A 12,013-nucleotide genomic window follows, 5' to 3' on the forward strand; every position below is an offset into this window, starting at 1 on the left:
CGTCTCTCCAGCCGAAAGGGAAGGCGTCGCCACGCCGCCACCGGCGACACGGCGTCATGCACCGCTGCGCTAGAACGCGTACTTCACCGTCAACAGCGCCGTGCTGCCGGCATCGACGATGTCGGAGATCGCCAGATTCCTGCGGCCCACATGCGCCCAGTAGCTGTATTCCTTGGTCAGGTTGGAGATCGACATGTCCATGCTCACGCCGTTGTCGAAGCGGTAGCCGGTGTGCAGATCCACGCGCCGGGTCGGGCGTGCCCACAGGTCGTTCCACGGCGCGCCTTCATGCAGGAAGTCGTAGCCCAGCAGGTACGAGCTGCTGAAGTGATAGCTCAGGTTCAACGAAAAACCGCTGTGTTCGTAGAACAGTTCCAGGTTGGCCATCGCCGACGGCGCCGATTGCATGTGTTCGTTGTCAAAGCCGTCCAGCCCGAGGTCGGCGCGCGCATGTTGGCGGGTGGCATTGGCACTGATGCCCAGGCCGTCGAACGGTGCCGGCAGGTCCTGGAACTTTTGCCGCGCACTGAGTTCCACTCCGTAGATTTTGCCGTCGCCGCCATTGGTGGGCATGTGGTACAGCACCGTGCCGCTGCCGGTGGTGCTGCCGTTGGCCTGGGCCGAGCCGGCGTCGTAGATGTAGTTGCGCAGCTGCTTGTAGAAGCCGGCCAGCGAAAAGAACCCACCGCGTTCGGTAGACCATTCGCCGGAGAGGTCCAGGTTGGTCGATTCGATCGGCTTCAGATCCGGATTCCCTTGGGTGATGGTGGTGACGCCATTGGAGATGTCGATCTGGCTGCCGCCGCCCAATTGCACGAACGCCGGGCGCGTGTAGCTGGTCCAGAGCGACGCACGGTACGCGGTGCGCAGATTCGGCCGCCAGGTCAGGAACACGCTGGGCAGCGGTTCGTTGTAGGAGGTGCTGTTGTGGTCGAAGTAACCGACGATCTGGTTACCGTCCGCATCCACCGGGCTCACCCAGAACGTGTTGTCGATGCCGGTGTGTTCGAAGCGCACGCCCGGCACGATATCCAGGTTGCCCACAGTGAAGGTGGCGGTGGCGTAGGCGGCGCTGACCGCCTCGGTGCCGCGCATGGTGTTGCAGTTGAAGTTGTTGACGTAGAACGCGCTGCCGCAGGTGTCCAGGTCATCGTCGGTCAGATGCTGGGCGATCACGCCGGCCACCGCCGCTTCGCTCACGCGCGGTGTGTTCCAGGCGTATTTACCGGGAAAGATCGACCCATAGGTGCCGGTGAAGATGCCCAGATCGCCCAGCGTGGTGGTGCCGTCCACGCCGCCGGTGTACCAGTCGCGATTGGTGTAGCGGCGGCTGCTCTTGCTGTACTTCACCCCGAACTGCACCGACCGCAGCGCGCCATCTTCAAAGTCGTAGCGGGTATCGAAACGCGCGCCGCCTTTCTTCTGGCCGGAGTAGATCTTGGTCTGCTCGCCATAGCTGCTGGCAAACAACGAGGGGATATTGTTGACCTGCGCCAGCAGTGCGGGCGTGAGCTGCGGGTACGGGAACGCACCGCCGCCGTAGCGCACGAACGTGTTGCCGGAATAGGCGTAGTTGTCCTGAGTGAACTTGTCTTGCCGCCCGTCGATTTCGACATGGTCGGGGCGGTCGTTGTCACCGAAGCTGTAGAACAGGTTGGGCATGAAGGTCCAGCCGCCTGCGGTTTTTTTTGCGCCGATCTGGAAGGTCGCCAGGTCGGCGATTTCCGGATTGGTTTCGTACCAGAAGCGCGCCGCGATGCGGCCGATGTCGGGCGTGAAACCTCCCGGCGTGCCGCTCGGTACGTAGCGCACATCCTGCGGTAGCAACTGCACGAAGGTGGTGCCTTGCTCGGTCTTGGCGTAGGCGTAAGTCATGCGCGCGTACAGCGACAGGCTGTCGTCCACATGCCAGTCGAACGAGGCATTGCCGCCGTAACGGCGCTCCCATCCAGCGGCGATACCGACATTCATGCCGGTGCTGGTGAGGTTGTGTTGCGGATCGAAGCCGGCCGCGTTGCCGCCGCTGGCATCGGTGTTCAAGTACTCCCACGAGCCATCGTTGAGCGCGCTGGTGGCGGCGGCCACTTCGCTGTTGGTGGTGGTGCGGTAGTCGTAGTACGCGCTGGCATACACGCCGAACTGCTGCGCGTCGCCGAACTTGTGCTGGAACTCGCCGCCAAAGCCGCCGCCCAATCCATCGCCGCCGTAATCGCGCGCACGGCTTTCCACCCGCCCGCTACCGGTAACGCTGCCGCTGCTCACGTCCTTGAAGTCGTAGGCGGTGGGGGTGCGGAAATCCAGCGTGCCGCCGATCGCATCGCCGTCCATGTCGGCGGTGGAGGTCTTGTTGGCCACGATGGTCTGCAGGCCGGTGGGCGGCAACAAACTCAGTTGCACGCTGCGGCTATACGGCATGCCTTGCGCCACGGTGACGCCGTCGATCATGTTGACGTTGTATTCGGACGGCAACCCACGCACCGAGGCGAACATGCCTTCGCCGCGTGCGGCGCCATCGATGCCGCCGAAGTATCCCGAGCCGGTACTGGTGATGTTGATGCCGGCGATCAGGCCCAGCGCTTCGGCCACGTTGTGCACAGCGGTGCGCTGCAGATCGTTGGCCGACAGCACATCGACGGTATTGGCCGCATTGATCTTCAGATCGCTGGCGTCGTAGCGGTTGCTCACCACGCTGATCGCCTTCAATTGCTTGACCTCGTCCAGGGCGATGGTTACCGCAGCGGTGCCGCTGTCGCCGACCTGTACGCTGGTTTCGGCCGCGCTGAAACCGGGGTAGTCCAGATTCAGTGCGTACTGCCCGGCCGGTACGTCGTGGATGACAAAGTGCCCGCCCGCATCGGCCACCGCGCTGTACGCGGTGCCGGCGATGCGTACCTTCGCATTGGCAGCCGGTTTGCCGCTGCTGCGTTCCTTGAGGGTTCCCTCCACCGTGCCCGCCAACGCAGTTGCGGCAGAGGCCATGCCGGTCACGGCCAGGATCGCTACGATCAATTGCTTACGGGTCAAACGCTCATGCTTGTGCACATGCCACCTCGCCAGATGCTGGGCAGCGTTACCAGGGGGTAACGGCCTTGCGATGCCTTGTGTCAGGGCAGACGATCTGCACGGCGATACACGCGCACGGCAATAAACGCCACGCGCGATGCGTGTGCGAAAGACCGAACGGGAAGTGCGCCGGAGCGTCTGCCAGCTAGAACAGCGTTGCAGGCGTCAGTAGCGTGGCGGCGAGTAGCCGGCGATGCATTTGGAACGCGAGCGCATGGCGCTCAATTTGTAGTGCTTGGTCATGCGCGCTGCACCCTCGGGGCAGCGATCACGGCAACACGGATACGCGGGTGGATACGACGCTGCTGCATACAATCCTCTCCCAGTGTGCGTGCCGCGTGGAAACGCTGTTGCCGTCGATGAGTCGTACCGATCGCCGATGGCGTGGACTGCCGACCGCAGCCAGTGATAGACCTCATGCTTGAGTCTGTCAAGCAGGTGTGAAGTATGTGCGGACATCATCGTGTTGCTTGCCGATTGCGCACCAATTCGGCTGCGCACAGCAGCGATATGGCGGTCGTGGGATGCAGCGCAACACGCGTGCACGACGCAACCGGCGATCGGGTTAGCTGCCGCCGGTTGCGTGTCAGACGCGCAGTGATTACTTCGGCAACGGCGAGCGTCCTGAAATCGACAATGCCGCCGCCTCACCCGCGGCGCCGGTCCCCGGCTGGCCACCGCCGACAAATACGCGGTAATCGCCGGCTTCCATCGCGCGCTGACCGCTGCGGTCCACATCGCTCAGTGCACGCGCATCCAGCGTAAAGGTGAGTTCGCGTTGTTCGCCGGGCGCGAGGTGGACGCGTTGAAAACCGACCAGGCTGCGCAGCGGTGATTGCGGGCGGTCCGGATACTGCAGATACACCTGCGCCACTTCATCGCCGGCGCGGCTGCCGGTATTGCGCACCGTGGTGTTTACCTGCAGCGTGCTGCCGGCTTGCAGCGTGCTGGTGGACAGGCGCGGTGCGTCGTAGGCAAAACTCGTATAGCTCAGCCCATAGCCGAACGGAAACAGCGGCTCGCCCTTGAAGTAGCGGTAGGTGCGGCCCTTCATGTCGTAGCTGACGTACGGCGGCAGGTCCTTGGTGGAGCGGTAGAACGTCACCGGCAGGCGCCCGCCGGGGTTGTCGTCGCCGGCGAGTGCGCGCGCGATGGCGGTGCCGCCGGACTGGCCGGGATACCATGCCGCCACGATGGCGTCGGCGTTGGCCTTGGCCCAGTTCAGCGCCACCGCACTGCCGCTCATCAACACCACCACCAGCGGTTTGCCGGAGGCTTTGGCGCGTTCCAGCAAGGCTTGCTGTGAGGCGGGCAGGGCGATGTCGTTGCGATCGCCACCGTCGAAGCCGGGCACGTCGATGCGTAGTTCCTCGCCTTCCACATCCGGCGACAGGCCGACGAAAGCCACAACCGCATCGGACTGCGCCACCGCCTGTTCGGCCTCGGCCAGTTGCGCGGCGGCCGGTGCCAGCCACTCCAGGCGCAGGCCCTGGTCCTGGCCGCGATGCTCCATTTCCAGACGGATCTTGCGCGGGCGGGTGTCGTCGAAATGCAGCACGGTTTCCACACTGCGGCCATCGGCGTTGTGCATGCCGGCCGGCACGTGCTTGTCTTCGGCGTTGCCGGCCACCACCAGCTTGTCGTCGATGTAGAGCCGCACCGGGTCATGCCCGGCGCAATCGAAGCAGCGCGCCACACGCACCGCCAATGTGTAATCGCCGGTGCCCGGCGGCAACAGCTCACCGCTCCAGCGCACCGCGTAGCGATCGGCCGGCACGCCCTTGGCCGGGCTGACCTGATCCCAGTTGAAGCTGATGGTGCGGTCCTGCCGCACCACGCGCGGGCTACCGTCCAGATCGACATTGTCGAAATATTCGCCGCGCAATCCCGGCTTGCCGTCGCTGCGCAATGCGGTTTCCGGAATCATGCCCGGCACACCGGCGGCCAGCGGCGCGCCTTGCGCGTAGCGCACCTGTTGCGCACCGAAGTGATGGCGCAGGCCGAGCAGCGGGGTGATCGGTGCGGAGGAAGTGCCCTGATAGTTGGCTTCCAGTGCGGCCAGCGCATCGGCATTGGGGCCGATCACCGCCAGCCGCGTGCCGGCTTTCAACGGTAGGGTATTGGCGTTGTTCTTCAGCAGCACGATCGATTCGGCAGCGGCTTGCAAGGCCAGTGCGCGGTTTGCGGTGTTGTCGATGTCCTTGGCGCCCAGGCGCGCATACGGGTCCTTGCGCGGTGCCTCAAGTTCGCCCAGCCGATAGCGCGCGGCAAACAGGCGCACCAGCGATTGATCCAGCAGCGCTTCGTCGACTTCGCCACGTTCGATCGCGGTGCCCAGTGCGCGATACGCATGCCCGCAATTGAGGTCGTGGCCGGCCTTGAGCGATGCAGCCGACGAGCCGGCATTGTCCGGACGGAAGTAGTGGAACTGGGTCATGTCGTCCACCGCATCGCAGTCGGACACCACAAAACCCTTGAAGCCCCAATCGCCACGCACGCGGCCATTGAGCAACCAGTCGGCCGCGCAGGCCGGTGTGCCATGAAGGGAGTTGTACGCGCACATCACCGACCAGGCCTGTCCATCGACCAGTGCGGCGCGGAAGGCGGGGGTATAGGTCGCTTCGACATCACGCGGCGACACGTCCACATCGAAACCATGCCGGCCCGGTTCCGGGCCGCTGTGCACGGCGATGTGCTTGGGCGTGGCGATGGTGCGCGGATGGTTCAGATCATCGCCCTGCAGGCCGCGAATGAAGCCCACTGCCAGCTGCCCGGTGAGGAAGGGATCCTCGCCGTAGGTTTCCATGCCACGGCCCCAGCGTGGGTCGCGGAAGATATTGATGTTGGGCGACCAGATGGTCAGCCCCGCGTAACGGGGGTGGTCCTTGCCGGGGCCCCCGGCCAGATTGAACTTGGCGCGCGCCTCGGTGGACACCACGGTGCCCACCTGCTGCATCAGCGCAGTGTTCCAACTGGCGGCCAGGCCGATCGCCTGCGGAAATACCGTGGCATAGCCATTGCGCGCGATGCCGTGCAGGCCTTCGCTCCACCATTCGTAGGCGGGGATGCCCAGGCGCGGAATGGCCGGCGCATCGTTCATGGCCTGCGCCACTTTTTCGTCGCGGCTCATCTGCGCCACCAGCGCAGCGGCGCGTTGTTCGGGGCTGCTGCTGCGGTCGGCGGTAGCGGCGTGCGCGATGCACGGCAGCCCAAGGCTCAGGCCCAGCGCAATGGCAAGGCGCGATACAAACACGGATGACATCAATGCACTCCTGCGCAGTGGCGCTGCCGCCATGCGTCTTTTGTTTTTGTTATTGAGGCGGGGGCAATAAGGGGGATTACGTTCTTACGGACAGCGTTGCCCTCATCCGCCCCTGCGGGGCACCTTCTCCCGCAGGCGGGAGAAGGAGATGCTCTCGGTGTTCGGGTGGCAAGGTGCTCGGGCGCCAAGGTGCTCGGGTGCCAATGGGAAACGCGATCCACTTGTTCTGTTGATCGTCCTGCACTTGATCGCCCTGCAATCGCCGGACGTTCCTTCTCCCGCCCTGCGGGAGAAGGTGCCCGCAGGGCGGATGAGGGCCGCATCACTTCGCTTCGGCCGGCTCCGGCGGCGCGCCGGCCAGCGTGCTGGCCAGGTCGCGCACCTGCAGCGCGGCCTGCACCTGCGCCAGCGGCAGCTTGCTGGACACGTGCACCGTCAGCGGCTCGCCCGGCAACAGGTCGAAGGCGTTGTCGGCCACGTTCACTTCCAGATCGCCGAACGACAACCACACCTCGCGCGCCAGCGTGTCGCTGCGCAAGGTCAGCGCGTAGCCATCGCCATCGGCGCGCCATTGGCTGTCGATCTTGGCGGTGGGCAACGCCAGCTGCTTGGCCGGCGCGAAGAACACCACTTCGCGCGACAACAGCTTCTCGCCATCGAACAACTCGAACACCGCATAGCTGCGCTTCGGGTCGGCCTTGCCCAGCAATTGCGCATCGCTGAAGTTGCCCACCTGCAGGCTGCTCAGCGGTTTGACGCTGGCCTTTTGCTCGCGCTTGCTCAGCACCTTGCCATCCATGCTCATCACCCGCATGCGCCAACGCGCATCAAGCGGCGTGGTGCGGTCCGACACCAGCGACACCTGGGTCTGGCCCTTGTCGTTACGCAGCGCGGCGATCATCTCCGGCGCATAGAAGCGGCGCGCGTGGTATTGCAGCGCCTTCCAGCGGCCGTAGTAATCCACGCTGGACCACGACGCACCCGGCCACACATCGTTGAGCTGCCAATACAGCGAGCCCATCGATTGCGGACGCGAGGCGCGCAGATGCGAGGCAGCCAGGTTGATGCCTTCAGCCTGCATCAACTGGCTCAGATACACGAAGCTTTCGAAGTCCTTGGGCTCGCCGAACTCGCGGCGGATGTACAGCATCAGCCGCTTGTTGCCATTGCCCTTGTCGAACTTCTGATGCGCGCGCATCACCGGCGATTCCGGGTCCATGTCGGCGGCATCGGCAAACACACGCACGGTGCGCATGTCCGGGAACGACTGCAGCCCGTATTCGGACATGAAACGCGGGGTGACGTTGAGGTATTCGGTCACCGGCAGGGCCGGGCCGCCCCACACTTTCCAATAATGCATGTCGCCATCGTTGGCCTGGTCGGCACCGCCGTCGAAATCGGTGCCCGGCGAGGTGGCCCAATACGGCACATCGCTATCGTAGGTGGCCACCACTTCGCGGAACACGGTGCCGAACAGCGTGGTCATGCCGCGTTCGATGCGGGTGCGTTCTTCCGGGTCCACCGACTGCTTGAACTTGACCCGATCGCCCCAGTTTTCCCAACCGGTCTGCACTTCGTTGTTGCCGCACCACAACACGATGCTGGGGTGATCGCGCAGGCGCTTGACCTGTTCGATCGCCTCCTGCCGCGTGTTCTCGCGGAACTCCACGTCGTACGGCGGCACCGCGCCACCGAACATGAAGTCCTGCCAGATCATGATGCCCAGCTCGTCGGCCACCTCGTAGAAGTGATCGTCCTGGTAATGCCCGCCACCCCACATGCGCAGCATGTTCATGTTGGCATCGCGCGCATCCTGCAAGGTGCTGCGCATGCGCTCCTGGCTGACGCGCGAGGGGAACGCATCCAGCGGGATCAGGTTGGCGCCCTTGGCGAAGATCGGGATACCGTTGATCACGATCTCCATGCTCTTGCCCCACTTGTCCTTTTCGCGGCGCAACTCCACCGAACGCAGGCCGGTGACGCGCTTGATCTGCTGGCTGTCGCCATCGGCATCGCGCACGGTGGCCACGAAGGTGTAGCGATCCTGTGCGCCGTAGCCGGCCGGGAACCAACGCTTGGGCTTGGCAATCCGCACCGCCAGATCGATGCGGTTCTGGCCCGGGTCGATCACCGCGTCTTGGGTGAACTGGCCGACTTTTTGTCCATCCGGACCCAGTACATCCAGCGTCACCTGCACCGGGCCGCTGCGGCCGGCCTGCAGTTCCAGTTGCGCCTGCAATTGCGCGCTGTCAGCGTCCACGCGCTGCTGGTCGATATGCAAGCCGTCCACGCGCACGGCATCCCATGCTTCCACGCGCACGTCTTTCCAGATGCCGGCATTGACCATGCGCGGGCCCCAGTCCCAGCCGTAGCTATACGGTGCCTTGCGCACGTAGGTGGAACTGTGGCGTCCATCCGGCTCGTCGCCGAACGCCGAATCGTAGGCGCCCGGCAGCGCATACGGCTGCTTGGCCAGCCACGGCTGGATCTTCTTGATCGGCGAGAAGAAGGTAATTTCCAGCACGTTGTCGCCGCGCTTGAGCAGCGATTTGGCGTCCACGCGCCATTGCCGGAACATGTTGTCGGCGCTGAGCAGCTTCTTGCCGTTGAGGGTGACCTCGGCCAGCGTGTCCAGACCATCGAACACCAGCTCCACATGCGCGCGCTTGAGCGTGGCCGCATCCACGTTGAAGCGGGTCTGGTATTGCCAATCGCTTAAGCCCGCCCACTGGATCTTGCCCTCGTTGTCGCGCAGGAACGGGTCTGGCACCACCTTGGCGGCGATCAGATCGGTCTGCACCACGCCCGGCACCTGCGCCGGCATCCAGCTGGCCGCCTTGGGATAGGTCTTGGCCTGTTCCTGCCCCGGTACCAGGCGCACCTGCCAGCCGCTGTCCAGGGTCACTGCCGTGGGCGGTGCCGCCCAGGCCTGCGAGAGTGCAAAGGTCAGGGCAAGCCCGAGCCGGGCGGGGGTGAGCAGGGACAGTGCGGGGGCAGTGCGGTGCGACAGGGGCATGGGTGAGTCTCCTTGGATGGATCAGCGCGTGGCGGCGGGGGGCGCCTGCGCGGTGGTTTCAATCAGTTGGACGGCGCCGATGGCATACAACGGGCCGCGAATCGGCGCAGTGAAGCGCAGGCACAGATCGTGGGTGCCGGTGCGTGCAGGCAGCGGCGTTTCCAGGGTGAACTGTTCGCCCAGGGTGTCGCTCTTGGGCAGTTGCACGCTGGCGATCAGTTCGCCGTCGCAACCCTGGCGCACTTCCAGCTCGCCGCCGCGGGTCTTGGCCGGGTACTGCACCACCTTGGATTGCTCGTGCGCCAGGCCGAAGTTGTTGGGCAGGCGCGCGGCCTCGATGCGGATCGCGCCAATGCCATCCAGGCGTGCCTGCGGATACAGCCGGCAGGCATGAAACAGATCGACGTTGTAAACCGGTGTATCGGCGCCGGTCATCTCCGGCAGCAACGGCAGGCGCAGGCCGAGCGCGCCGGTCTCCACGCAATCGCGCAGGCCTTGCGTGTCCATGCGCAACAGCGATGCACGGTCGAAGGTGCGGCTGCGCGTGGCGGCCAGCGGCGCGCCGTCGGCGGTGAAGGCGGTGGCCTTGACCGTGGTCGGCAGGTTGATCGTAAACGGTGCCTCATAGCGCGGCGATGCAGGGCTGGGGTCGCTGCCGTCCACGGTGTAGTGCAGTGCGCCTGCGCCAGTCTGCGTGCTCAACGCTACCTTGGCCGGGCTGCCGGCGAGAACCGGGTTGGGCCCGTTTTCCAGGGCGATATCAGCAGCAAACGCACCGTCGCTGTAGGCGATGTCCAGTGCCTTGTAGCGCTGCAATTGCGCCGGCAACCGCGCCAGAAAGTTTTTCCACTCGCGTGCGCTCGGCGGCGACCAGGTCATCTCCGCTACCGCCGACAGACGCGGGAACAGCGCGTGATCCACATGCCAGCGCGAGGGGATGTATTCGGACCACAACGCGCCTTGTGCGCCCAGCACATGCCTGGCCTGCTCGGCGGTGAGGTCGCTCGGGACCGGATCGAACGCGTACACCTTCGACAATGGCAACACCGTCAGACGGCCATTGGGCTCGTCGCTACGCGTGGTCTGCAGGTTATCCAGATACAGCCAGTTGCCCGGTGCCAGCACCACATCGTGTCCCTGTCTGGCGGCGGTGACCGCACCTTCGACGCCACGCCACGACATCACCGACGCACTGGCCGGAACGCCGCCTTCCAGAATCTCGTCCCAGCCGATCATGCGCCGGCCGTGCTTGGTGAGGTAGGTCGCAAGCTGTTCGTTGAACCAGCCTTGCATGGCATGGGCATCCTTGACGCCCAGCTTGCGCATCTGTGCGCGGACGGCCGGCGAGGCTTCCCATTGATCCTTGACCGCCTCATCGCCACCGATGTGGATGTAGCTGGACGGGAACAGCGTCAGCACCTCGTCCAGCACATTGGTGATGAAACTCAGGCTGCGTTCGCTGGTGTTGAACAGATACGGGTTGACGCCCCAGTTCACGCCCACCTGGGTGCGCACGCCGGGGACGCCCACCTCTTCCGGGTAGGCGGCAACCGCCGCCTGTGCATGGCCGGGCATGTCCAGCTCGGGCAACACGGTGATGTGCAGGCGCGCCGCATACGCGACGATTTCGCTGATCTGCTCTTGCGTATAAAAGCCACCGGAGCGCTCCGGTGTGCCGTGTCTGCCGGCACCCGGCGGCGTGCGCCAAGCACCGACCTCGGTGAGTTTGGGGTAACGCTTGATTTCGATGCGCCAGCCCTGGTCATCGGTGAGATGCCAATGCAGCACATTGAGCTTGTGCACCGCCATCGCATCGAGCACATGCTTGACGGTATCCACGTCGTGGAAGTGGCGGGCCACGTCCAGATGTTGACCACGCCAGCCAAAGCGCGGCCAGTCGCGGATACTGACGCCGGGCACCGCCACCGCGCCCTTGCGCGCATCCGGGGTCATCAATTGCCAGGCGCTGATTGCGCCATAAAACAGGCCGGCGCCATCGCGCGCGGTAATGCGGATACCGGTGGCGTCCACATCCAGGCGATAGCCTTCTTTCTGCGTCACCGCTGCCTGCGCATTGCGTTCCAGGCGGATGCTGGCCGGCGAGGGCGTGGCTTCTGCCCGCACTTCCAGTGCAAGCCCACGTGTGCGCTTGAGCAGGCCGGCAAGATACTCGGCGCTGCGACGCGCATCGGCGTCGCCTGCCACGATCGAGATCACCGTGCTGGTGCCAACGCTGAAACTGCTGGCGTTGCGCTTGGCCTCCACCGGTGCGGGAATCAGCGGCAGCGCCGCAGTTGCGGTAGGTGACGCCGCCGTCGCGCCTGCGCTGACCGCTGCCGGTGACGTGCCTGCATCGCGTTTGCCGCAACCGATGAGCGCCAGTGCGGCCAACGACAGTGCAAGCAACCGCGACGGCAACTGCATCGATAACGGCTTCTTGCCTAACGGCATGTCCAACAACAGCGCCCTCGACAACAACATGCGTGGCATACGGCTGGTGTTGGACATCATGCAATCACATCCCGAAGTAGCGGAGAGCGTGTCGCTGCGCGGTTGCATGCGCGCAGCCAAGTGGAACAACACCATATCGCATCGACACCATCGCTCGGTCATGCCGACGATGGCGATGCGCGGCAGCCACGCACAGTAGCAAAGCCGCAGCGACTCACACA

The 12,013-nt window shown here is 64.8% G+C and carries 4 protein-coding genes; all 4 read right to left on the reverse strand.

Features of this window, described 5'->3' with window-relative positions; genetic code table 11:
- Window positions 1-69: 69 nt before the first annotated feature.
- Entirely contained in the window at window positions 70-2,979 is a 2,910-nt protein-coding gene (locus tag ABQZ00_RS04170) for a TonB-dependent receptor (RefSeq protein WP_323537902.1), read from the reverse strand.
- A gap of 685 nt (window positions 2,980-3,664) precedes the next feature.
- Complete coding sequence (locus ABQZ00_RS04175; protein WP_323537506.1) at window positions 3,665-6,325, reverse strand: glycoside hydrolase family 3 protein; 2,661 nt, start codon at window positions 6,323-6,325, stop codon at window positions 3,665-3,667.
- Between the two features lie 322 nt (window positions 6,326-6,647).
- Window positions 6,648-9,341, reverse strand: coding sequence for a beta-mannosidase (locus tag ABQZ00_RS04180; RefSeq protein WP_323537505.1), 2,694 nt, complete (start codon window positions 9,339-9,341; stop codon window positions 6,648-6,650).
- A 21-nt stretch (window positions 9,342-9,362) separates the two neighbouring features.
- The gene (locus ABQZ00_RS04185; RefSeq protein WP_503064266.1) at window positions 9,363-11,792 is read right to left on the reverse strand and encodes a family 20 glycosylhydrolase; all 2,430 of its coding nucleotides are present in this window, start codon (window positions 11,790-11,792) and stop codon (window positions 9,363-9,365) included.
- Between the last annotated feature and the right edge of the window lie 221 nt (window positions 11,793-12,013).

This window comes from Xanthomonas sp. WHRI 10204, from assembly GCF_040202875.1.
Lineage (GTDB): Bacteria > Pseudomonadota > Gammaproteobacteria > Xanthomonadales > Xanthomonadaceae > Xanthomonas.

Bases quoted from the DNA above. Each gene is read 5' to 3' on its own strand.
- ABQZ00_RS04170 (WP_323537902.1), bottom strand. From the start codon at position 2,979: ATGGCCTCTGCCGCAACTGCGTTGGCGGGCACGGTGGAGGGAACCCTC.
- ABQZ00_RS04175 (WP_323537506.1), bottom strand. From the start codon at position 6,325: ATGTCATCCGTGTTTGTATCGCGCCTTGCCATTGCGCTGGGCCTGAGC.
- ABQZ00_RS04180 (WP_323537505.1), bottom strand. From the start codon at position 9,341: ATGCCCCTGTCGCACCGCACTGCCCCCGCACTGTCCCTGCTCACCCCC.
- ABQZ00_RS04185 (WP_503064266.1), bottom strand. From the start codon at position 11,792: ATGCCGTTAGGCAAGAAGCCGTTATCGATGCAGTTGCCGTCGCGGTTG.